At 63.5% G+C, this 23,968-nt stretch carries 15 protein-coding genes; 12 read left to right on the plus strand and 3 right to left on the minus strand.

Features of this window, described 5'->3' with window-relative positions:
* Nucleotides 1-42: 42 nt before the first annotated feature.
* From JZ792_RS05805 to JZ792_RS05825, 5 genes are all read left to right on the plus strand, one after another.
* Complete coding sequence (locus JZ792_RS05805) at nucleotides 43-1,179, plus strand: methyltransferase (RefSeq protein ID WP_216907588.1); 1,137 nt, start codon at nucleotides 43-45, stop codon at nucleotides 1,177-1,179.
* A 103-nt stretch (nucleotides 1,180-1,282) separates the two neighbouring features.
* Complete coding sequence (locus JZ792_RS05810; RefSeq protein ID WP_216907590.1) at nucleotides 1,283-2,797, plus strand: site-specific integrase; 1,515 nt, start codon at nucleotides 1,283-1,285, stop codon at nucleotides 2,795-2,797.
* Complete coding sequence (locus tag JZ792_RS05815) at nucleotides 2,794-4,653, plus strand: hypothetical protein (RefSeq protein ID WP_216907592.1); 1,860 nt, start codon at nucleotides 2,794-2,796, stop codon at nucleotides 4,651-4,653. Before JZ792_RS05810 ends, JZ792_RS05815 begins: the two co-directional genes overlap by 4 nt.
* Nucleotides 4,650-6,797: a site-specific integrase gene (locus JZ792_RS05820; RefSeq protein WP_216907594.1), complete on the plus strand. Its 2,148-nt coding sequence runs from the start codon at nucleotides 4,650-4,652 to the stop codon at nucleotides 6,795-6,797. Before JZ792_RS05815 ends, JZ792_RS05820 begins: the two co-directional genes overlap by 4 nt.
* The gene (locus JZ792_RS05825) at nucleotides 6,794-7,240 is read left to right on the plus strand and encodes a hypothetical protein (RefSeq protein WP_216907596.1); all 447 of its coding nucleotides are present in this window, start codon (nucleotides 6,794-6,796) and stop codon (nucleotides 7,238-7,240) included. Before JZ792_RS05820 ends, JZ792_RS05825 begins: the two co-directional genes overlap by 4 nt.
* A 234-nt stretch (nucleotides 7,241-7,474) precedes the next feature.
* Here the strand turns inward: JZ792_RS05825 and JZ792_RS05830 are convergent, their stop codons facing one another.
* Entirely contained in the window at nucleotides 7,475-8,050 is a 576-nt protein-coding gene (locus JZ792_RS05830) for a TetR family transcriptional regulator (protein ID WP_216907598.1), read from the minus strand.
* Between the two features lie 145 nt (nucleotides 8,051-8,195).
* Here JZ792_RS05830 and JZ792_RS05835 point away from each other — a divergent pair, with 145 nt between their 5' ends.
* Nucleotides 8,196-9,677, plus strand: coding sequence for an MFS transporter (locus JZ792_RS05835; RefSeq protein ID WP_308165170.1), 1,482 nt, complete (start codon nucleotides 8,196-8,198; stop codon nucleotides 9,675-9,677).
* A 53-nt stretch (nucleotides 9,678-9,730) separates the two neighbouring features.
* On the plus strand, nucleotides 9,731-11,062 hold the full coding sequence (locus JZ792_RS05840; protein ID WP_254189356.1) for an NtaA/DmoA family FMN-dependent monooxygenase: 1,332 nt from the start codon (nucleotides 9,731-9,733) through the stop codon (nucleotides 11,060-11,062).
* Nucleotides 11,063-11,792: 730 nt separating this feature from the next.
* On the opposite strand, the gene JZ792_RS05845 is transcribed toward JZ792_RS05840, so the two are convergent.
* The gene (locus JZ792_RS05845) at nucleotides 11,793-12,305 is read right to left on the minus strand and encodes a hypothetical protein (protein WP_216907602.1); all 513 of its coding nucleotides are present in this window, start codon (nucleotides 12,303-12,305) and stop codon (nucleotides 11,793-11,795) included.
* Nucleotides 12,306-12,956: 651 nt separating this feature from the next.
* Between JZ792_RS05845 and JZ792_RS05850 the strand changes: the two genes are divergently transcribed.
* The 5 genes from JZ792_RS05850 (at nucleotide 12,957) to JZ792_RS05870 (ending at nucleotide 23,095) form a co-directional block, all read left to right on the plus strand.
* Nucleotides 12,957-16,553 carry a tetratricopeptide repeat protein gene (locus tag JZ792_RS05850; RefSeq protein WP_216907604.1) on the plus strand — a complete coding sequence of 1,199 codons (3,597 nt, stop codon included), beginning with the start codon at nucleotides 12,957-12,959 and terminating at the stop codon, nucleotides 16,551-16,553.
* Between the two features lie 1,075 nt (nucleotides 16,554-17,628).
* Nucleotides 17,629-18,723, plus strand: a complete 1,095-nt coding sequence (locus JZ792_RS05855; protein ID WP_254189357.1) for a site-specific integrase — start codon at nucleotides 17,629-17,631, stop codon at nucleotides 18,721-18,723.
* A gap of 83 nt (nucleotides 18,724-18,806) precedes the next feature.
* Nucleotides 18,807-20,465 carry a hypothetical protein gene (locus JZ792_RS05860; protein WP_308165171.1) on the plus strand — a complete coding sequence of 553 codons (1,659 nt, stop codon included), beginning with the start codon at nucleotides 18,807-18,809 and terminating at the stop codon, nucleotides 20,463-20,465.
* 113 nt (nucleotides 20,466-20,578) lie between these two features.
* The gene (locus JZ792_RS05865) at nucleotides 20,579-22,645 is read left to right on the plus strand and encodes a site-specific integrase (protein WP_216907610.1); all 2,067 of its coding nucleotides are present in this window, start codon (nucleotides 20,579-20,581) and stop codon (nucleotides 22,643-22,645) included.
* A gap of 15 nt (nucleotides 22,646-22,660) precedes the next feature.
* Nucleotides 22,661-23,095, plus strand: a complete 435-nt coding sequence (locus JZ792_RS05870) for a hypothetical protein (RefSeq protein WP_216907612.1) — start codon at nucleotides 22,661-22,663, stop codon at nucleotides 23,093-23,095.
* A gap of 57 nt (nucleotides 23,096-23,152) precedes the next feature.
* Here JZ792_RS05870 and JZ792_RS05875 read toward each other — a convergent pair whose 3' ends face one another.
* The gene (locus JZ792_RS05875; protein ID WP_216907614.1) at nucleotides 23,153-23,911 is read right to left on the minus strand and encodes a hypothetical protein; all 759 of its coding nucleotides are present in this window, start codon (nucleotides 23,909-23,911) and stop codon (nucleotides 23,153-23,155) included.
* Nucleotides 23,912-23,968 lie beyond the last annotated feature (57 nt).

Consider the following 23,968-nt stretch of genomic DNA (forward strand, 5'->3'; position numbering starts at 1 on the left):
GCCTGTTTGTCTGTGTCCGTTCTGTGTGAAAGGTGATCATCGATGGCTGTGAGAACGTCGGTGCCGGTACCCGAGTTCGCTCGCGAGATCCTGGCCCGATCACGAATCGAGGGAAACAACCTGGTGCTGCCCCAGCAGTTGAGCCAGGCCGACTACCGCAAGATCGACAGGGTCATCGAGTCCATGGGCGGACGCTGGAACCGCCGGGCTCGAGCCCACGTCTTCCCCGACGACCCCACCCAGGTCATCGCCGCGGCCGTGGCGCGCGGCGTGACCCCCAACACCGACCGGAAAGTCCTCGAGGCGTACTTCGCGACCCCCGAGCCGCTGGCCCGCCACCTCGTCGCAGGCGAGCATTCCGGGATCGCCGCTTTCGCGTCCGGCGCGCGGGTGCTCGAGCCCTCGGCCGGTGACGGGGCGCTCGTGCGGGCGATCCTGGCCACCAACCCGACTGTGGAGGTCACCGCCGTCGAGCCCGACCGCGCGCGTGCCGCCGCCATCGACTACGACCCACGCGTCACCCTCGTGATCGCGAGCTTCGAGGAATTCGCCGCGACCGCGACAACCGGTTATGCCGCTGTGGTGATGAACCCGCCCTTCGCGCTCCCCGGGCAGCCGACGGTGTGGATGGACCACCTCCACACCGCGTGGGAGCTGCTCGATGATGGCGGCCAGTTGCTGGCGCTGGCGCCCAACGGCTACACCTACCGCGCCGACCGTGACCACCATGCGATGCGGGACTTCATCACCGCCACGGCGGTCACGAACCACTGCCCGCCGGATCCTTCGCCACCTCCGGCCCCGACACCGACGCCGTGCTCCTGCACGCCCGCCGCCCCCTCGACCGCTGACACAGGCGGCGATCCCGAGCACCGCCTGCCCCGAGTGCGGGCTTCTGGTTCCGATTCCGGCCTCCCGGTCACGGTCCCGTGCGTGCCGGAGCTGCGTCATGTGCCGAAAGGAACCGCTCTCATGGTCGAAGAAACCGAGGGATTATTCCCTCTCACAACGCTTTTCGATGACGACACGATGCCGGTGTGCTGGTCGTTCGGGCTAGGCGTAGACAGCGCCGCGGGCGTTGCCCGTACTCTGCTCGATCCGGGTTTCCGCCCCCCGCAGTTGCTCGACGATCTGTCGAACCTGCTGGTAATGGTGGCGCAGACAGGTGACGTTCTCTAGCGGGTCTGGCCGTGTTGTAATCCGTTCTCGATGAGAGCTTTCCGCTGGCTCATATCTTCCTCCGTGGCGGGGAGGTCGGCGGGTAGCGAGGAATGGAGGCCAGGTGAAGGAGACGGGAACCGATCACGGTGTGACCGAGGGATGGACTCTGTACTTTGTTGGTAATAGCTATATTCCGCCGAATTTCGCAGCGGATCCGGTCGCGGTGCGTTATCGCGACGTGCTGGAGCGAGCGTATGGACGGATGAGGGCAGGGCAGCCGGTGTTCTTGGGGCCTGGCGGTGTTGCCGACGCCCGGGTCAATCGCTGGTTCGTCAGCGATGAACTGGGCAACGCGAGTCGTACGACATGGCGTAAGTATGCCTACAGCTTGTTGGTGTGGCTGAACTTTCTTGCCGCTTATGGTGTTTCGTGGGATCGTGCTGGCAGGGAGGCTCAGTCGGCGTTCAAGGTGTGGCGGTTGAGCGATGCGCGTAATCCGAGTCGGGTTGCCCCGGGCACCTACGAGCACGACCTGATCGCACTTCGATTGTTCTATAGGTGGGCGTGCGGTGAGTTCGGCCTACCCGATCCCATCAGGGTTCGGCCGCGGCGTGGTGCGGATGCCAGGTACGGCAGTGAACCGGTGACGGTGCCGTCGGCGAGCAGGGATCGCCATGTGAAGTGGTTCGATCCGGACGGGTACCGGCGTTATCGGGATGTCGGTTTGATGGGGTTCGCGCTCGACGGTAGCGAGGATCCTGGGTTCCGGGGCCGCAATTCCCAGCGTGACGGCGCGTTCGCCGACGCGCTGTATGGGACTGGTCTGCGGTTGTCGGAGATGGGATCGCTGTTGATGCTGGAATTGCCGGGCGATGATCCGCGACGCGTATACACGACCTGTCGTTTAGCGGCTGAGTGCGCGAAGGGCGGTCGAGGCCGAGAGTATTGGATGCCGCGCCGAACGCTCGTGGAGGTCTTGGGCTACGTCGAGGGTGAGCGGGCCCGTGCCGTGGGCCGCGCCCAGCGCGCCGACCGCTACCGGCGCCTCACGGACGCCCGGATCATAGTTTCGGTCTCCGCGTCGCGGCGGGTTCGGTTGCGCGGATTCGACGGCGGGGTTTCGGAGGTGTCGTTGGACACGCTGGACCTCTCGGAGCGCCGCCGGTTGCTGGTGCAGGGGGCCGAGGGTCTCGAGCCCGCGGCGGTGTGGCTGAACGAGGACGGTCTGGCTCGTGATCCGCATGGGTGGGAGCACACCTTTTCCCAGGCCAACGCACGGCTGGCGCGGCTGGGACTTGCCGGGTTCGCGGGTGCGCCGCACATGTTGCGCCACAGTTTCGCTCTGCGCTGGTTTTCGGTGGGTCGGTTGGTCTATCAGGCGCGGGTGGCGCATCTGAGCGGGCAGGAGACCAGCGATTTTCGTGAGCAGTTCGGGGATGCGTGGGATCTGGTGCAGCTGATGCTCGGACATACCGATCCCCGCTCGACCCGGCACACCTATCTGGAGCCTTTCCGCGGTCTGGCAGTCGAGTTGCTGTTGGCGCACGCCGCCGAGGAGTCGGTCTCGAAGCTGATGCGCGCGGTGTTCGGCCGTGACGGTCGGGTGCTCACCGATCCGGTCGGGTCCCTCCGGTGAGCCGGGGTCGACAGGCGGCGATGCCGGATCCGGGATATGTTCCCCCGCAACGATTGTTCGGCGACGGCGACCGGTGTGTGGTGCGTTTCGTGGCCGAGCGCGGTGGCCGACCGATCGATTTCGACTTCACGAGATTGCCGGTCAGCGATGAGCTGCGAGTCGCTTTCGCCCGCGCGTTCGAAGCCCACACCGGTCCGGAAGGGCGGGTGAAAGCGGCCGGGTCGGCACGTAACACTTTCACGCTTCTGTTGCGGTTCTGTGAGGTGTTGGCCGGGCGTGATCGGCCGCCGCTGTCGGCGGCGGATCTGAGTCCGTCGCATCTGGACGAGTTCCTGATGCGACGCTCTGGGTTGGCGTCGTCGGGGATGGACGTCGGGGTTTTGCGGTCCTTGCTGGTCGAGGTCGAGGGATTGACACCGATTTTCACGGCCCGGTGCGCACAGCGAGTCCCGGTGCGCCGTGACAGCTTCACCGCGCACGCCAGTTACAGTAGGACCGAGGAAGCGCGGATTCTGGGCGCTGCCCGCGACATGGCTCGTCGTGCCGCGGTCCGGATCCGCGCCAACCTCGACCTGTTGGCGCGGTGGCGTGAGAACGACACAGACCTGGTCTGCGATCCGGTCCGCGCCGAATACTGCGAGTTGATCGATCACGTCGAGCGGGTCGGGGATATCTACGCGCTGCCCGAGGAGCGGACACTACGGCGCGCGGGCCGTCACGGAGGCGCGCTGGCGGTCAATACCGCGGTGCATCTGGACTGGCGTGAGGTCGCCGCGTTCGCGGTGTTGTTGGTTCGGTTGACCGGCCAGAACGGCTCGACGATCTACAACGCCCCGGCCGCCCACCATCGCCCCGACGGCTACACGGGTCCGATCGCCTCGGTGCAGGTCGACCTGGTCAAACCCCGCCGGGGCCGCCGCGCCCACATGACCGCGGCATTCACCGATCTGCCGGTGTGGGCCGATATCGGCGCCCGCGCCGACGGGACCGTCTCCGCGTTCGACGAGCTGCGCAGCCCTTTCGGGGTGTACACGCTCGTACACGAGTTGACGAGCTCCGCGCGTCGCATTCTCGGTAGCGACAGGCTCTTCGTGTACTGGAATCCGAAGTCCGGCAGAGGATTCAAGACCCCAGACCAACATGTGTTGGCCGGGAACTGGGGACGGGAGTTGATGCTCGACACCGATCCGGACCAGGACGGACAGACGACCGTGCTCGGGGTGTCGTTGGCGCGACTACGGGCCACCCACGCCGCCCGCGAGCAACGCCCCGTCGCGCACACCACCACGACACTGGCCGACACCTACCTGCGTCGAGACCGCTGCACCGTGGTGGAGTACCAACAGTTGGTCGCCGACATCTTGACCGCCGAGGCAGGCAAGGCGCGCTCGATGGGCACCATCCCCCAGCTCAGCGCAGCCGATCTGGAACAGGCCAGCCGTGAACCGAGCGCGGTCGCGGCCCGTTTCGGCATCAGCGAGGCGGTGTTGCGACTGTTGGTGGCCCGTGACGCGGACACGGTGCTGGCCGCGTGCACCGACAACTTCAACAGCCCCCATACCGAGCCCGGTCGCGCGTGCACCGCGTCGTTCCTCAAATGCCTGGACTGCCCGTGCGCACGAGCCCTGCCGCACCATCTGCCTGTTCAGATCGCCGCGTACGAGCTGCTCGATCGACGTCGAACACAGATGACCGCGCTGCGGTGGGCGCAGCGTTTCGCCTATCCCTTCGGCCAACTCGACGACCTACTCACCCTAGCCGGCAGCGCTGCGGTCGAACGCGCCCGTGCCGAGGTCGGCCCCGACCATCACGCGCTGGTGGCGCGACTGTTCGACAAGGAACTGGATCATCGATGACCCGACCCGCCCGATCCGCCGTGCTGCGAGCCGGGGGCTATATCCTCGACGCCGACACGCCAGTGCTGCTCAATCGCGCACTGCGCCCCGACGTGGCTCCCGCCGATCTGTCCCGCTTCGCCGAGGACCGCTGGAAACTCAGCCCCGCCATCCACGAGAAACACTACGAGTCGAAGAGTTTGAACTTCGCGCTCGTTCCCGAGTCCTTTCGTCGGATCGCCAAAGCGTATGTGTGGCTGGAACTCAACGGCGACCACGACGTGACCGTGCTGCGTCGCGCCAGTTTCAAAGGACAGCTGTCGGTGACCTCGATGCACAACCACCTGCGCATGGTCCGCGTGTTCCTCGATTGGTTGGACCACCACGCGATCACCACCCTGGAGGCGGTCACCACCAGCGATCTCGACCGATTCCTCGACGCCGTCCGGGACGCGCCGATACGCGAGGCCGAACGCTTCGATGTAATCCAGGCCGTGCGGCGTCTGTGGGCCATGCGCGAGGCCCTCCCGCCAGAGGCACGCCTGCCGCAGGAACCACCCTGGAACGGGAAAGAGGCCCGTTTCCTGCTGGGACCGCTGCGGCGCCCCGCCGAGAACCTCACACCGCGCATCCCCGAAACCACGATGAGTCTGATGTTGTGCTGGGCACTGAGATTCGTCGAGGACTTCAGCGACGACATCACCGCCGCCCGTGCCGAGTACCGCACTCTGGTCGGCCGCACGAGACCGACCTACCCGGCACCGACATCCAACCGGCATGCCAGTTTCGCGGACGCCGCCACCCGCATCGACGCGCTCATCAGCGAGTTCCGATCCCGAGGCGAACCGTTGCCCGGCAAGCGAACCGCCGAGGGGGTTCTCGAGCCGCACTGGGCACATCTGGGGCGCTTGACCGGCCTGGACTACCAACTCCTCGAACGCGACGGACCACATCGCAAGACCATCCTCGACGCGGGAATGCCCGTCGCCGAAGCCGCCCACCTACAGCGGCACCCCACCGGACTGCTCGATGACCGCCCGTGGCGGTCCCGTATCGACTACGACGACGTCAAGGACCTGGTGCACGCGCTCTACGCCGCCTGCTTCACAGTGATCGCCTACCTGTCGGGCATGCGGCCCGGGGAAATACTCAGCCTCGAACGAGACTGCGTCACATACGATCCGACCAGCCGACTATGGCTGCTGCGGGGCCTCCGATGGAAGAACGCCACCGACGCCGACGGGACCAAGATTCCCGAGGGCCAATACCGCGAGGATCCGTGGGTCGTCATCGAACCGGTCGCTCGTGCGGTCGCCGTGCTCGAACAGCTCACCGACACTGCGGTGCTGTTCCCGTCACGTCTGGTGTGGACGCGCAAACCCCACGATCGCGACGGCGCCCGGACCGGCGCCGAGATCACCAAGGATCTGGCGCGCTTCACCGACTGGGTCAACGCCTACTGCCGCGACCACGACCGCACCGACATGATCCCGACACCGGCGCGGGCGATTGCGCCGTCCCAGTTCAGGCGCACGCTGGCCTGGTTCATCTGCCGCCGTCCACGCGGTCTGGTCGCCGCAGCAATCCAGTATGGGCACCTGCACGTCCAGATCACCCAGGGCTATGGCGGCAACTACGCTTCCGGGTTCCCCGACGACCTCGCCTTCGAACAATGGCTGGCCCGCCTCGACGAACTCGACGAAGCCGAACGTCGGCTCAGCGACGGAGAGCACGTCAGCGGCCCCGCCGCCGACGCCTACCGATCACGAGTTGGCGGTGGCAGTTCCCGATTCGCCGGCCGCGTCATCCGCGGCGGTCGACAAGCCCGCCACATCCTGGCCAACCCCTCGCTACAAATCTATCCGGGGCAAGCCATGACCTGCGTGTTCAACGCCGCCACAGCCTTGTGCGAGCTGGTGCCGAGCACCGACGACGCCCGCCACACCCCCGACACCACCGACTGCCGCCCCACCTGCCGCAACATCGCTCGTACCGACAACGATATGGTCGCGGTTCGCACCGAGGCCACCGAACTGCGCGCCGTAGTCGCCGATTCCGCCAGCCCGGCGATCCGGCTCGCACGCCATCGACAACGGCTCCACCACCTCGACAAGATCCTGACCGACCACAGCGACAGCCGCGACGAGAGCGCCGACCGACCATGACCGAATTCACCGGCGAGCCCACACCCCCGGCCGAGCTGCGCGATCGGCTGCGGGCCGCCGCCGATCGCTTGCTCGCCGGCACACCAATGCACTCCGACGGCAAGCTGACCATCCTCGGTTTGGCGCAGGAAGCCGGGATCAAACGCTGGATACTCACCCACAAATACCCGCACCACCTCAAGGACAAGTACCAGGCCGAATTCCAAGCCGCAGAACACAAGTCACGGCCATTGCAAGACGCCGAGCACGATCTCGAACAACTACAGCAGCGCCTGCGAACCGCACGCGCAGAACGAGGGCACTTCGAGCAACTCGCTCGCACCTATGCGATCATCATCGCCCAACTAGCCGACGACCTCGCGAACACGATCGCCGAACGCGATGCCCTACTCGACGCCTCGACGGTCACACGACTGCCCCGCACCACCGCTTCCGGGCGGTGACGCCGAACTGGACATGAACGGCGATCGCGGCTCATAGGCGGTCGGATCACGATAAATGCCGCCCAGCCCGTCGAGCAGATTGACGACACCGGTCTGCTCATCACCATCGGTGGCCGTACTCCCGCTGTCGAGGCTCTGGATCGACCCCGCAACCGCGGGCAGCGTTGGCGGACCGCGACCGGAAAGCGTCTCGACCGATGTGACAGGGGCGTGTCTAGGCCGAGGATCGTGAGGTCAGGTGGCCCAACCGGCACGCATGATGTCTTCGAGCGCGCCGCCGGACGCCTCGTCGGCCAAGGCGGCCTCGCGCACCCAACTGATCGCGAGCACGTTCAGGAACAGGTCTTTGCCTCGCACGGCCGGTCGGGCGCCGCCGTCGCGTTGGGCTGCGGACAAGAACTCGTCGGTGATCGTGACGTAACCCTGGCACGTGAGTGCCAGGGGCGAGGATCCCTCGTCGAGCGCCAGACGGAGAGGTTCGGGCAGGCCGTCGAAGGCGGTGGCCCACCGACCCAGCGCCTCCAGCCACGCGGCGAGCGCGGCGGTCGAATCGTGGGCCTCGAGCCGAATGGCGTCACGACGGGCCTTGAGCTCGTCGCTGCGTGCGCGCAGAAGTGCCGCGAGCAGAGCGTCGCGGTTGGGGAAGTGTCGGTACAGGGTGCCCGCCCCGACGCCTGCCAGTTTGGCGATGGCGTTCATCGAGTCGGACACGCCGTGCTCGGTGAAGTACTGCTCGGCCACGTCCAGGATGTGCGAGCGATTGCGCTGCTTGTCCGTCCGGGCGGCGCGCCGGCGGGTTACGTCCGTCACGTCCGAACCACCTCCTTTGACAATAAGGAGAACTTCTCCGTATTGTCGTTGCGTAAAGCGGAGAACTTCTCCTCATCAGAGTAGCGGAGTTGGTCTCGCTGTGTTGCGGCGGTGCGGCCGCACGGTCGTGACGGAAGGAAAATCAGTGAAGCCGAGTACCACCGAGCGCCGTGCTCACCACCAGGTGACGTTGGCCGTTCTGGCGGCAGGGGTCGGAACCTACGCCCTGTTGCAGTCATTGGTCACCCCGGTGCTGCCGACCATCCAGGTCGCGTTGCACACCTCTCAGACCGACGTCACCTGGGTGCTGACCGCCTACCTGCTCTCAGCGTCGATCTTCACACCGATCATGGGTCGCCTCGGCGACATGACCGGTAAGAAGCGGATGTTCGTGATCGCGTTGGTAGCGCTGGCGATCGGCTGCTTGCTGTCCGCGGTGGCGACCAACCTGCTGGTGATGATCCTCGGCCGGGTCATCCAGGGCGTCGGCGGAGGCGTTCTCCCGCTGGCGTTCGGCATCATTCGCGACGAGTTGCCGCAGGACAGGGTTCCCAGCGCGGTGGGCGCCATTGCCGGGCTCAGTGCCGTCGGCGCCGGAATCGGCATCGTGCTGGCCGGCCCGATCGTGACCGTCTTCGGCTACCACTGGCTGTTCTGGTGGCCTCTGATCCTTCTGGTCATCTCCGCCGTGGCCGCCCACTTCCTGGTTCCGGAATCGCCGCAGCGCAGCGCGGGCTCCATCAACTGGCTCACCGCGCTGCTGCTGTCGGGATGGCTGGTCGCGCTGCTGCTCGGTGTCAGTGAGGCGCCCACCTGGGGTTGGACATCGACCACGGTGTTGGGTCTGCTTGCGGTCGCCGTCGTGCTCGCCGTTGTCTGGGTGGTGGCGGAGTCTCGCGCCGAGCACCCCCTGATCGACATGACGATGATGCGGATGCGGGCGGTCTGGGCGACGAACCTCGTGGCACTGCTGTCCGGTGCGGCGTTCTATGCCGCGTTCGCGTTCTTGCCCCAGATGTTTCAGACCCCGTCGTCTGCGGGCTACGGCTTCGGTGCCTCGATCACCCGATCCGGTCTGATGTTGCTGCCGCAGACGGTGGCGGTGTTCGTGCTCGGCGTGGTGGCCGGTGAGATGGCACGCCGCTTCGGCTCGAAGAACCTGGTCATCGTCGGATCCGTGATCGGCGCCGCGGGCTACTTCCTCGTCGCCGTGGCCCACGACCGCGAGTGGGGTATCTACCTGATCACCCTCGTCGTCGGCATGGGATTCGGCATGGCATTCGCGGCGATGTCCAACCTCATCGTGGCCGCTGTCCCCGCGCACCAGACCGGCGTCGCCAGCGGCATGAATGCCAACATCCGCACCATCGGCGGGGCTCTGGGCGGAGCGGTCATGGCAAGCATCGTCACCGCCGGCGCCACACCCGGCGGTCCGCCGAAGGAGTCCGGCTACACCAACGGCTTTCTGATGCTGGCCGGAGCCCTGCTGTTGAGCGCCGTGGTCGCACTGCTCATCCCGAGCGTGCGGCGCGACCCGCGCACCCACGTCGAGCCCGAGGTCGAGTTGCGCCACGCCGAGTCCGCTCTGGTCCCCGGCGGCACCTTGGTGGGCGACGAATCCGAGTGACCACCCGGCCGGGACCGGCGTCCCGGTTTCAGCCCTCGACGGAGAACAAGCAGATGCACGACAAACAGATGATCCTGGGTATGCAACTCGGCAACGGCTACGGCACCCAACCAGGCGCCTGGCGAGCGCCGAGCGTCGATCCCGCCGACTTCACGAACTTCGACAAGCTCGTCGGCTACGCCCGAGCAGCCGAGCGCGGCAAGCTGCAATTCCTCTTCCTACCCGACTTCCAAGCGCTCAAGGCCGACATCGAGCACGCCCCTCCGGCCGGCACGCTCGAACCCATGCTCACCCTCGCGGCCATCGCGCGTGGCACAACACACATCGGCATGGTCGCCACCGGCTCCACCACCTTCAACGAGCCCTACAACCTGGCCCGCCAGTTCAAGACGCTCGACGTCATGAGCCACGGCCGAGCAGGCTGGAACGCGGTGACGACCAGCGATCCGCGCGCCGCCGCCAACTACGGCGGGGAGATCGCGCCGCGCGAGCAGCGGTACGAGCGAGCTCACGAGGTCATCCAACTCGTCCAAGCCCTCTGGGGCAGCTGGGGTCGCGACGCCTTGGTGACCGATGTCGAGGCCGGTCGATTCGCCGACGCCTCGAAGGTTCAGCCGATCAACCTGCGTGGTCACCACGTAGCCTCCCGCGGACCGCTGCCCGTGCCGCCCTCCGAGCAGGGGCAACCGGTGATCTTCCAGGCCGGCGGCAGCCCGCACGGCCTCGGTCTGGCCGGAATGTACGCAAGCGGGATCATCGGCGCGACCTGGACCATCGAGGACGCACGCGCTCAGCGCGCGACGATCCGCGAGGCCGCCGAACGATTCGGCCGAAACCCCGACGAGGTGAAGTTCTTCGCCGGCGTGCTGCCCGCCACCGCCCCCACGAAACGCCAGGCGCTCGACCAGCGCATCGCGCTCGGCGGGCAGGCGTTTCCCGACCAGGTCGGATACCTCGGTTCGATGCTGGGCATACCGCTCGACGCGCAGCAACTCGACAAACCGCTGACCCCGAGCCAGGTGGCCGCTGCCCGGGCCAGCACGTCGGACCCCCGCGCGGGGCACGCGCTCGAGGTAGCACGCGAGGGGTGGACTCTTCGGGACGTGCTGGCACACGGCGTCATCGACTATCACCCGGTCATCACCGGGCCGCCCGCAGAAGTCGCCGACCACATGCAGGAATGGTTCGAAGCCGACGCGGTCGACGGGTTCTGGGTAGTGATGGACCTCTACAACCCCGGCGTGGACACCTTCGTCGACCAAGTGGTCCCCATCCTCCAGGAGCGTGGGCTGTTCCACCTCGACTACGAGACCAGCACACTGCGCGGCCACCTCGGCGTGCCGGATCAATACGGAATCGACCCACGCCTGGCGGCCAGCTCCTGAGCCCGCGTGCAGCCACGAGGTCGCTCGCCAGGAGTTCGTCCCCCACTGCGGTCATCGTCGGTCCAGACTGCCCACTCAGCCGCAGTTGTGCGGGCGAGTTCGGCTGACCCGCAACCCATCCGACGTTTCCGCCGCAGATGCGCCCTAGCAGCAGACCTCGCGTCACCGGTGCGGCATCGCCCGCAGTTGGGCGCCAACAAGCCCGACCACCAGCCAACAGACCCGCTTGGGCGCGCGTCCTCATTCACCCCGACTGGGCACCCATTCCGCTCAACAATCGATTAAGGGTTGGAAAGATGGACACGCCAAGCCGATGCGCTGTTTTCGGGTGTAGTGGATGGTCACCAGGACGTGTCCAGCGGCAACACAGGACGTTGGTCACCCAATGACAAAACCATCCTCGACATAGGCGACGCCACCATCCCGGCGGAGCGAGCGCGGCAGCCAGCACCGCGGGCAGGCGCTCCGAGACCCACCAACATGGCAGTGCAACAACAAGATTCTGGCTAGAGAAGTGACGAGTGGCGGGCGACCTGCGACCTTGTCGCGCAACATATTCTGCCGTTGCTCGCCGCCCGCCGGGTGCGTTTCGTCGAGGTCGCTCGTGCCGGTCCCAGTGTCGCCGACGGGATCGTTGTCCTGCAAGATACCCGGTCCCCGACACGGCTGCATCCCGATCCCGACGAGCACGGCTTCTACCCGCTCTCTGCCGAGCATCGCGGCAACGGGGTCATGCCCACGCTGAACGGACGTGCCTGCACAGTTGACTGCACCATCTGACCGTCCCCCACCATCGCGCATCATGGCATCGACTCCACTGTCCGAACTTGTAGGTCATCAGGACGTCGAACTCCTTGTATCGGAACTGGCGATCGAGGAGTTCGAGCGCAATCGTCAGCGAAACGAGGTGTCGATGACGGCAAGCATCGTCTAGCGTTTCCGCCTGATGGAGGAAGATCTCACAACCTTCGGAGGTGAGGATACTCGCGACGCTGCTCAGATCATCGATGGTCTCGCTCATCATCTGCCGCTCATCGGTGCGATGGCGACACGCAACCTCAACGAAGTCCTGGCGCTCATGCGCGGCGGCCGGGTCTTGATACCCCACGGCCATCGCCGCGATCTCATTCATCGGCCGGTTCTCCGCATGCCACAACTCGATCCGCTCGCGGCCACCGACTGTCGCCGCGACATCCGGGCTGTAGGTCGGATCCCGCAATTGTCCGAGTTGCGCCGCAGTCAACTCAACCCCAGCAGCCTACCTACGTAAATGAAACAGCATCACGTCATACGACGCAGAAATCCATAATTCTACACATCAGTTACTATAGCCAGAATCTTCGCCATCAGACTCCTCCACCAGTTGCCCCCTTGGTCCCTAAATGCATATCAATCAAGACCCGTGAGCTTAGCCAAAGCTCACCTTCAAGATGTCGAACAAACATTCTAATCGCGTCATTTTGGCCAACTTGCAATTGACCACTCGCCGATGCAAGATGTGCCGTATACTTACCCACACAGCGGCAGTCAAATAACGTTAGTTGCCGAACACAAAAACACGTCTTTGTTAACGAGTAACGCGACCACTTTGCGAGGAAAATGTGAACCGTGCACTCACATGGATCGGTACCGCAGTATTTCTCATTTCCACGATTGCCTTAGCCATATACCTCACCAGGATAGGACTCGACCGCGCCGACAAAGTTGCGAGCGTCCTAGGACTATTCGTATCTCTGTCAGGATTGGCTATCGCAGTATGCGGAGCAACAGGAGTACTCGGCAGTCGTAGGTCACAGCGATCCGACTCCGAACAAAAAGGAAATTCTATTAGCATCAAGGGGAACAATTCCGGTATTGCGGTAGCAGGCGACGAGAACATTACACGGCAGAAGCGATGAGCTCCGAGCAGCCAAAGCATATCGTCATAGACGGTGATGTCCAAGGGATAGTGGTCGCTGGCGACAACAATACAATCGTTACCGGTTCTGCCGGATTCTCACTGAGTCCAGTCCAGGCTGCACCGGAAATTCCTCCGCACGCCGGGCCAGCGTCGCTGCTGAATCCTCAATTCGAAATAGTCCCATTCGTGCCGACGAATGATGAAGAAGACCTGATTCTCTGGCTAAATGGAGAGGGCATTCGAGCTGCTCGACTGATCTCAGGCCCTGGAGGCTTTGGCAAGACAAGACTTGCACTCAGAATTGCTCAGCTAGCTGAGGCGGAAGGTTGGCAATCCTATATTGCCACAGACTCCACCGACCTACCATATACAGAGCAGCACGATCCAGAGATCGCTGTTGATAGCTTCAAACAACGCGCGGGTGCCCTGTTCATTCTGGATTACGCAGATCGATGGTCCCGTTCAAGCCTGAACGAATTCTTCCGATCTGTCGCGCGATACCAGGCAAAGATCCGCGTACTAATGACCGCACGGTCGACACTATTCTGGTCTCCAGTAGCACACCTTATCCGAGGATTCCACTTCTCGGCGACCTCCGGACCAATCAGAAATATCGCATCGAATTATGACACATCCCTCAGTTTGCACAAGGCTGCCAGGTCTGCTTTTGCACAGCATTTTTCGCTATACGGGAACGATTCAACGTCGACCCAGCCCGGCCTTAATGAATCTACTTCGAGTACTGCGGACGATCGTAGGCCCAAAGACGCCAAATATGATCACGCTCTAGCGATCCAGCTGAGAGCTCTGCTTGAGGTATTGGATGTGTTAGGAAACAATCCTGTGGCCGATTCATATGGGAATCGGTGGGAAGAGCTATCCAGCTCGCTCATCGATCGAGAAATAAACCATTGGACAGGGCTTTCCGATGCACCGCCGACACCAATGGTACCGATCAAGACGTCGCTCTTTACGTTGTTTCATGCAACTATCGTCGCCATAACCGTCCGCGGTCTGCCGCTCCAAGACGCGGAGCCGCTCTTATCTCGATTGGGATTTCAAGATTGCGTTGTCGTCTTGAAGGACCACGCGACGATATACCCCTCGCCAGTAAGGTCCGTATATCTTTGGCCTCTTCTGCCGGACAGAATCGGCGAAGATCTAATAGCTCGCGCGTTGGACGGTGTAGGCGATGATGAGTTTTTGGAGGGATGGGGAGGCCCGGAATGCGACAGGCTCATTCTGAACCTACTGGCCGATAAATCTAGCCATCAAACGGATGCCGGCGTCATCGAAACCCCAAATCCCACGGTACGAACTGTATTGAATGTGCTCGCCGATGCCGGCGACCGGTGGCCTCATATCCGAACCCTGCTCGCTTCCGCCATAGAATCGAATCCGATAATTTCCGTCTTCGCTGGCGGTAGCGTGGTGGAAAGAATCTGTCCTCATTTGTCATTCGATACCCTCAGAAGCGTCGTCCATAAGCTCGGAGACATCGCCCCTCGCAGCATAAATCTCGATTCCCAGCTGAGCCTGGAGACCGCCTTCGAAATGCTGATAAAACACCCGAAATTCGACGAATTGTCAGCCGAGGAAAAGGTGTCCGATCTCGACGCCTACGCGGAGTTGCTCGCCGAAGTCGGAAAGCCCACTCGATCACTAGAGCTGGCATCTCAAGCTACTAATATTCTCTGGACAGAGATACTTTCGGGCAAAGGGATTACCAGTACGCCAATGTACCAGCTGGCGTGGGCAGCAGGAGTCATTTCACGCTACGGCGACCGACTCTTGTCTACAGGCGACCGGACATCGGCGCTGGTTCAAAGCAAATCCGCAGTCTACATGTTCCAAAAATGGATCGAACGCGGCGGCGACGCATCAGACGAGGGCTATCTACGGGTGGCCAACGGCTACGCCGCAGTTCTCGCTCAAAACGGCGATGTAAATCAAGCCATACAGATCATGCGTAACTTGGTTGCCTACCTACAGGGCGATCCAACACAGTTGACCGGACCGGCCAAGATGAACCTGGCCACATGCTTAGCTAATCTAGGGAATTATCTGTCACAGATCGGGGACATTGAGCAGGCTCGTCAGTATCTAAATGCCTCAGGTTCTTTGAGGCTGGAGCTTGCCGCGATCAATCCTCACCTGTACTCGCCCGATCTGTCTGCAACTTTACACAATCTGGCCGCTCTGGAATTGGAAGCAGGAAACTACGAGGAAGCTATCGAAATTGGGATGAGCGCACTCGAAATGCGTAGAAAAATGGTCGAGAATATTCCAGGTTCATTCTTGCCTCACCTACTACGCTCCATGTGGGTCGTTAGAAACGCACACATAGAACGCGCGGACTACGACGCTGCCCTGGCGATTTCTGTCGATGAGATTCGGCTTTTGCCTGAAGTGCATCCCGACTTCTCCGAAGTCGAAGCCTCGGAGAGCGTGCACCGCCACGTAAAGTTACATCTGTCGCTTCTGGACATGGCGAAGCGCGGGCGAGAGCGAAGTGATTGGCTAGCAAGCCTCCTCGCAGATCCCGCTCAAATACGCAGCGGCATACGCACCCACCCATGGGTAATGCTTAAATCGACAGTTTTGCCACTAGAGCAGGACACGGACGATGGCAGGATAATCGTCTTTGATCCCAAATGTTGGGAATACACGGTTCAAACCGTATTGAAGTTAGCGAAGGAGTTGCAGACCTGCGATCCTACTAAGATGGATGGCAAAGACATTCTCATTGTCCTAAGATTTCTGATGGTAAAGGAGACTCCCCTGGAGATACGCGAGACAGCATGCACAATGCTGGGTCGCTATCTACGATCCAGTTCTGAATCTACGCCAATAGAGCTGGGCCCGGTGGCCGCTATGCTTCCACCTATTCTTTGCCGATGGTCGGAGGATGCTATCCAGTCAGGAAATCTAGAGGAATACTTATCTTCTGCGGAAGCGGCTCTTCCAATTATTTACGCCTGCGCGGAGCTGTGGCCGGAAACTATTCGAGAAAGTGCAGGCGCCCTGCACAACGGTGCAGCTTACGCCTTGTTCATTAGCCGTACATATAACGGAGTCGTCTTGGCGCGATCGGCCGTCGAGCTACTCTCCCGCCCGGGAGGCCATAGCGCGCAGGAAACGGATGACATGATTGCCGGGTTGAATACCCTGGCCGAGCAATTGCGCCGCTGGGAGCACGAAAATCACGAGGAACGACTGCAGGTCACAGGCGCCGCAGTAAAGCTGGCACGCGAGGCGTTCTCCCGGCAGGCGACAGTCCCGAGCGCCACTGATGTCGCTATGTCCTTGGAAAAATTGGCGCAAGCCCTCACCTCCACAGGCAAAGTCGATGAGGCATTAGCTGCTGGCGGTCACGCGCTAGGGTTGCGACTGGAGTGCGCAAAAGCCAGCGGCGAAAGCTACCTGCCGTTACTCACCGAGGGATGCACGACAGCAAGGAGAATTCTGACCGAGGCCGGGCAGGATCATCTAGTCGAGAGTATGTGGGCCGACGTTCGCCAGACACTACCCGAGGAGCTGTGGAACGACCTCGCCACGCGGCTCAACATCAAACGCGAAAGTTCGAGTTGACGTCTGAGCTCCGATCGAGCGACAGTTGGCATCGGCCAATGACGGCGTGTTGGCCGATAACTCGTTCGAACATCGAGCAGGTAGGTCCAACTCTGCGTCGTTTCGAAAATTCGCCGAACTACCAACTGGTGTCGACTCTGACCGGAAGGGCGGTACGAACGGTCGAACCGCTCATTGCCTCTTTCGGTCCGAGGCACCAGCAGACCGCACAAGATCGGGGGTGCATCGTCGTATGCGGGAAGCACGACGCACTCTTCCACCCTGACGCCATCATCGGGTAACTCTCGGGGCCCAAACTACCCGATCCCCCATCCAGCCGGCCCCTGCAACGCTGAACGGGCGACAACGCGCCGGGTGTTGACGCGTTCCCCATTTGAGCGGCTGTAGTTGAACAGATCTCGGGTTCGACTTGCAAAGTGCAGAGAAGCTCAGCCAAGGCAAAAGGCCAGCCCCTCGATGCTTGGCGCGCAACACATTTGGGTCCGCGTCCCTACGTCCACGCGGTAGGTTTCTCCGCCGAGGAAACCGGGCAGATCGCCCGCGACACCTCGGTCACGCTGGGCGGGCGCCGCGACCCGATCTACCCGCTGCACGTGGCCGGGATGATTGTCGCTGCGGTTTGGGCGTGTCTCGATTCTTTTAAACTCGTTGCAGTGCAATGTGTTTGTCGGTTGCATGTGCTCGTGTGAGGTACGTATGGTCGCCGGTCGTGCAGACGACCTTCTTCTCCTCGCAGGACTGGAAGTCCTGGGCTGTGTCAGCGAAGCCTGTGATTCCTGAGCAGATGCCGATATTGGTCGATGACGACTTGTTGTTCGAGGACGATCGTGGTGCGAGATCGACTGTGGTGGTGAATCGTTGGCTTCGGCAGTTGCCTGCGAATGGTTGTCCGGCACCGAGGTCGTGGGTGTACTACGCGCGCACCCTTCGGGAGTGGATGACGTTCCTCGGTCGCCATGGTGTGGAGTTGTTCGATGAGCGTCGCAGGCTGAAGGAAGCTTTGAGCACGTACGCGGTTCACCGCGCGTGTGGTCCGTTGGATGCCCGGTTCGAGGCGTCGACGTGGAATCAGAACGTGTCGATTCTGGGTGTGTTCTATCGGTGGTCGATGGTCGAACAGTATTGCGCTGCTGAGCCGTTCACGTACTCCCAGGCGGTCGTCGTGTTCGGTGAGCGGCGGCGTGAGGTTCGGGTGAATCTGGCACGGCGTCGGCAGGGGAAGACCCATGTCACGATCAAGTATCTGGACAGCGATTTCGTCGATTTGTTCGTGAACGCGCTGGGTGGGATCGGGGTCGACGGTGCCGAGGATTCTCGGTTCCGCGGCCGGGAGCTTGCTCGCAACAGTGCGGTGGGCCGGATGGTGCTGTCTACGGGTTTGAGGCGCCAGGAGTTCACCTATCTGCTGGCATGCGAGGTGCCACCGTTGCCGGTTCGAGTTCCCCGATTGCCGGTCCAGTTCCCGGTTCCAGCCGCGGTGACGAAAGGTCGGAAGTTCCGCACGACGTGGATCGCCTACGACGTTCTGGCCGAGGTACACCGATATCTCGATCTCGAGCGCGACCTGGTGGCCCAGGACTCATCGTGGCGGCCACCCGCGTCGTGGGGCGAGCCACTGGTGGTGACCGAGTGCGATCCTCACGGTGGTCGGATCAACGGAGTACGTACGGCTTGGTCGTCGTTGGTGCCGTCCGAACGTCGCCGCTTGGTCTCAGCCGATGGCGGTTCGCTGCTGGTGGGATTGCGCGCTGATGGCGGCCCGTTCACCGCGTGGCCGACCGTCTTCGCACGGACCGCGGACCGGATCCGTGCGCATTCCGAGCCGCGGTTTCCGAGGGTCAGCCCGCATCGGCTGCGGCATTCGATGGCGATGCGCACGATGGAGGAGTTGGTGAGCGGCTACTACGAGCAGGCCGCGAAGCTCGTGGTGGCCGCCGACGACGACGCCGCGCTGGCGTTGTATCTGAGCAAGTCCGATCCGCTGTTGGTGTTGCGTGATCTTCTGGGTCATTCCTCGGTGACAGTCACCGAGCTGTACTTGAGTCGATTGGATATGACACGGGTTTACCGTGACGCCTACGAACGCGCTGGACGGGCGCACGGACTGGTCGACGAGGACCGCTCGAGACGCGAGGCGGATGCGGAGTTCGATGAGGGCGGGGACCTCTGATGCCCGCCGAGATCCTCGATGATCCGCTGCGGATCGCATGCACCTTCAGTGATGGATCTGTGTGGAGCAGGACCGTTACCGGCGTGACGCCATCACGGTTGGCGCGCCAGCTTCTGGTGGCGCTGGCGGATCTGGTCCATCCACACGGCCGCATTGATTCCGACCGCACCGTCGAGTGCTATCTGTCGGCGTGGCGCGCCTTCGCGGCCAGTTTGACCGAGGTGGGCTTCACCGGCGGTGTCGAGCAGCTGAGCCGGAGTCTGTTGGTCGAGGTGTGGATGAGGTCCGTGCACAGAACCGAGTCTTATACGCGGATCATGCTGCGCCGCTACGACGACCTGCACGGCGTAATGGACATCGATGTGCGACGGCTGATCGATGGACGAATGTTCAACGCCAACCCGCGACATACCCGAAACACCCTGCCGCCCTATACCGAGAGCGAGTGGAGCCGCCTGATCAGCGCCGCGAGAGCGTCGATCGAACCATCTATCAAGGGGCATCGGCGGGCTCTGGCTCAGGCCGAGTCCGGAGCGAATCCTCGAGTGTCAGGGTGGAGCGAAGCCACTATTCAGTGGATGCTGCTCCACGGTGGTCCGGATACCTCCCAGGTTCTGGGACAGACAGTGCGGCGCTGCCGAAATCGTCCGGGCGCGGTCCCGGCGAACTTGTATCCAGGTGGCATCGTCGAGGCCCTGTCGGGGTTGTTCCCGACAGGGGAGGTGGTCAAGGCGTATCAGATCTTGTTCGGTGCCTACTGCGGCATCGTTCCCGACGGGCTGGCCGACCTCGGGCTCGGTGACATCGAGTGGGCCGGGGATTCCACGGTCCTGCTGGACTACGTCAAGGGGCGCACCGCACGGGAAACCCTCACACTGCCGCCCCGGGCGACGAGGCTGCTGGAACAGTGGCTCGAGCACTCCTCGGTCACGAGAAGACATGCACCTGCGGCGTTGCGGAGCCGTCTGTGGGTGCGTTTCCTGCCGACGGGACATGATCGGTGGGCGTCGGGGCCGGTCGCTTCCAATGAGAAGTGGGTGCGGCGTGCCGGACTGCTCGATGATTCCGGTGCCGCGCTGCGATTGCACGCCCATCGGGTCCGCACGACCTTCGAGTCCTTGAAGGACCGCCGGAGGTGGCGGGGTAGTCCGCGGGCCACGATCGATCCGAACCATTCCCCGCAGGTCGAAGGCGATCACTATCTTCAGGTGGCGACACCGGCACAGAAGGACGCGGTCGAGGACATCATCGCCGGCGCTCAGCACGACCTGGTTCGTCGCGCGCAGCCACCGACGATGTCGGACACCGAGGACGTCGCACAGTTCGTCGAGCGCTACCCTGAACTCGTCGAGCGGTGGCTCCTCGATGACGAGGTCCTCGCCGAGTTGCTCGCCGGTGAACGTGACGTCTTCACCGCGGCCTGCGCGGACCAGTTGGCCGGGTTGCACGGTCCCGCCGGAAAGCCGTGCCCGGCCCGCCCGTGGGTGTGTCTGTTGTGCCCGCTCGCGGTGTTCGCGCCGCGCCATCTCCCGAATCTGTTCCGGCTCAAGGCGTTCTTCGCCCGCCAGTGGGCCCAGATGCCCGCACCTCAGTTCATGGCCGTGTTCGGTCCGCACGCGCAGAGGTTGGACCAGGTCCTGGGCTCGCCGGTGTTCACCGCCCGCGACCTCGAGTCCGCAGCGCTCAGGGTCGATGGCACCGATCGCGAACTGCCCTTGCACCCCGAGGAGTTCACGCGATGAATTCACAACCACGCACGGCCGATCGTGGCATCGCTACGTCCAGATTGGCCGGAGCCGACCTCTGTCGAGCGACCGGACTCACGATGTCGGCGCCCAGACGTCGCTCCCGGCCGATGTTCGACCAAGACGTGTGGGATTTCACCGGGGTGGTCGGACTGCCGCGGCACCTGTCGGCGGGCGGGCACATCATCGATTTCACCGCGATCGAAGACCTCGGATGGCGGATGACGAGCAAGGAGTACATCTTCGCTCTGTTGTCCCCGCACCACGACGCGGTACGGCTCCTGCCCGGCGCGCTGCGCACTCCACTGACCATCTCGACCTGTCGGTCACGGCTACGCCATCTTCGACAATGGCTGGGCTGGCTCACCTCGCGAGGCATCCGGGATCTGGCCGATGTCGACCAATACCACTGCGACGCCTTCCTGCTGTGGTCTCACCACGTCCACAACCGCGACGGCGAAGCCGTGGGTCCGACCTCACCGGAGTACCGGCTCAACATCCTCACGCCGGTGAAGGAACTGTCCGCCTACGCCGAACTGTTCACCGCGGGAGCCTACCGGCCGGGCTTCGAACCGTGGCCAGGCCGGACGGTGTCCCACGTCCTCGCACTGGGCAATCGAGGGGAGAACAGCACACCGCCGGTGCGCCAAGACGTGTTGCAGCCCCTGTTGGCGGCGGCGTTCTTCGTGACCGAAGAACTGGCAGAGCACATCCTCGAACTGCGCGACCGCGAACGAGAGCGCGAACACGCTTGGCAACAACGCTTCGACGAGCATCGCGGCGCGGACGGGCAATGGGCGGCCATCGCCCGGCTCGTGCGGCAATATGTCCGCACCGGACGACCTTTGCCTCGAACCTCCGACGAGCACGTCCGCAGCCGGCTCGCCCGCGGATGGGATCGCCACGACCCCCTGCTGTCGGTGAGCACCAAACGCCTCGCCTACGAGGCAGGCATCCGCCACCCCTTGGGCTTGAAGATCCCCGCCGACCGACGCGCCGAACTCTTCGCCGCCGTCGACCAAGTCGGCACCGAACATCCGATCGCCCGCAACGCGGCCCACGTGTCCCGGGCCGACGGCCGCGCAAAGGTGCCGTGGACGCTGCCGCTACCCGGCCACACCCGCCCGTCCTGGCTGGTGCAGCGCTTGAGGACCGCCTGTCTGGTCATCGTCGCCGCGGTGACCGGGATGCGGATGAGCGAAATCGTCGAGCTGCCGGTCGACTGTCGGCTCGCGCCGGTCCCGGTTGCCGACGGCTTGGTGCGTTACCGGATCAAGAGCAAACGAATCAAGGGCCAGCCCCATGGCGGCACCTGGGACGAATGGGTGGTGGTCGAACAGGTCCACCACGCCCTGGGACTTCTACACCGACTGCGTGACTGCCCAACCAGCACCCACCTGCTCGAACCCGGACCGATCGGCTTCGCGCAGCGCCTCACTTCGTTCCGTGCCTGGGTCAACAGCGACGACGGCCGACGCCTGGGCCTGTCGCCCATCCCCGGAGACCCGGTGAATCTGAAGATGCTGCGCCGCACTCTGGCGTTGGAACTGGCTCACCGGCCCGGCGGCGTCCTGGCCGCGAAGGTGCACCTCAAACACATCTCGGTCGCGACCACCGAGGGATACGCAGCCCGTCCCGGCGGATCACAAACACTCTTCCTCACCGAGATCGCGCACGAGGAATCCCGTCGCAACCAGCAGTTGACGATGCAGGCATTCGAGGACTACCGCAACGGAATCCGACCATCGGGCCCCGGCGCCGGTGACCTGGTCGCGTTCTTCGAGTCCGTCGATCGCCAACTCGATGACGATCCGCCCGCGCCCCCAGCGGTCAAACGAACCGATCGCGAACTGGCGGTCCTGCTCGGCAAACGCGCCGACACCCTCCACCTCGGGGTCGCGAACTATTGCTGGTTCGCCGACCCGAGCAAAGCACTCTGTCTGAAACTGGCAGGAACACCCTTTGCGGACAAACCGTTAGCCGGAATGTGCGACTCCTCGCGCTGTCCCCAGGCGACCCATCATCCCTGCCATCGCCCCGCGTGGCAGGACGCCGCCGACACCACCACAGCCTTCCTCGGCGCCCTCGGACGACGCCAAACCACCGAGAAAGCGCGTCTGCGAACCCAAACTGGACCGCGCACACCGGGTCCTGGCCGAGATCGACGCCGCCCATGACAAGGATGCCACCGCATGAGGATCAGCTCCGAGCGGCGCCGTGAGACCGAGAGCCGTATCCGCGCCGCCATGGATCGATTGCTGCGTGGCGAGGTTCCCATCGACGGCAAATGCGATGTCCAGACCCTCGCCCGTGAAGCCGCGGTCACCCGTGCCGCGCTCTACAGCACCTACCAACATCTCAAGACCGAGTTCGACCAACGCCGCCAACAACTTCAGAACACAGGCGTGGTCCCAGACCCTCGACAAGCCCAGATCACCCGCCTCAAACAGGCCGAGGAAAAACTCCGAGCCCAGATCGGCGCACAGCAAGATCAACTGACCGAGGCCACCCTGTTCCGCACCACCGCGCTGTCACGACTGGCCGCCCAACACGAGGAAATTCTGCGCCTACGCGACGCCATCACCGACTACACCAACATCCGTCCCCTCAGACCTGCCGGTGACTGACCCCGTATCGCGGCCTCCCCACGGCCGCATCGGAGTCGACCGGCTACCCCGCTTCGCCTACCAGGGCATGTCCTCGAAGTCACTGTCGTTGAATCGTGCCGGGTGCAGCAACTTCTCACGTTCGTCTTCGTCAAGGGTGGCGAGGTTTTCCACGTCACGATAGACACCGAGGTTGGTCTCCTCGAGAACGGTCCACACCGGGCACGGCGATGGTCGGCGGCAAACCTGACAGAGGCCGTCGTCATCGGGCTCGTGGGGCAGGACGACCTCGGCCAAGGTCGTGCGCCAGGTATCGCGGGAGCGGTAGGCGGCCTTCATCTTGTCGCGGTACACATTCTGGGCCAGCCATGCCCGGCGAGCATAGGATCGCAGGTCCGCGTCGTGAGCGCGCAGCCGCTCGAGTTCCCGGTCCGCTGGCTCGTCGGGCTGTTCGTAATGCGAGTCGCACCGTGGGCAGTAGAGATCGGCTTCGAGTTCGATCAGCGCCGAGGAGGGACGCCCTACGTTGCGGCCACAGCACGCGCACGCGTATTTCGGTCTCAACTCGCCGATCCGCTGGTCTCGTGGTGCCTGCATATCGTGATAGGAGTCGAGGAGCGCGGAGTTCTCCCGACGTATCTGCGCGGCGCGTTCTTCGCTCACGCGTCGACGCTCGTTGTCGAACCACTCGCGCACCGTCGCGGCGTCCCGCACGGAAATCCCCGAGTTGCCATTGGGTGCGGATACTCCGAGATCGTGCATCAATCCCAGCAGTGCGACCAGGTTCGTTCCGAGTTCGGAAGCGAGCCTGGTGGCACGCACACGCTGCTCGGTCATCGCTGCAACCCCCTTGTCGGCACCTGCGGTTCGACACAGCATAGATACAGGCACCGA

Origin of the sequence: Nocardia noduli, assembly GCF_019038455.1 — a bacterium.
Classification (GTDB): Bacteria; Actinomycetota; Actinomycetes; order Mycobacteriales; family Mycobacteriaceae; genus Nocardia; species Nocardia noduli.

Coding starts and splice junctions, on each gene's coding strand:
- JZ792_RS05805 (WP_216907588.1), top strand. CDS start 43: ATGGCTGTGAGAACGTCGGTGCCGGTACCCGAGTTCGCTCGCGAGATC.
- JZ792_RS05820 (WP_216907594.1), top strand. CDS start 4,650: ATGACCCGACCCGCCCGATCCGCCGTGCTGCGAGCCGGGGGCTATATC.
- JZ792_RS05825 (WP_216907596.1), top strand. CDS start 6,794: ATGACCGAATTCACCGGCGAGCCCACACCCCCGGCCGAGCTGCGCGAT.
- JZ792_RS05840 (WP_254189356.1), top strand. CDS start 9,731: ATGCACGACAAACAGATGATCCTGGGTATGCAACTCGGCAACGGCTAC.
- JZ792_RS05850 (WP_216907604.1), top strand. CDS start 12,957: ATGAGCTCCGAGCAGCCAAAGCATATCGTCATAGACGGTGATGTCCAA.
- JZ792_RS05865 (WP_216907610.1), top strand. CDS start 20,579: ATGTTCGACCAAGACGTGTGGGATTTCACCGGGGTGGTCGGACTGCCG.
- JZ792_RS05870 (WP_216907612.1), top strand. CDS start 22,661: ATGAGGATCAGCTCCGAGCGGCGCCGTGAGACCGAGAGCCGTATCCGC.
- JZ792_RS05875 (WP_216907614.1), bottom strand. CDS start 23,911: ATGACCGAGCAGCGTGTGCGTGCCACCAGGCTCGCTTCCGAACTCGGA.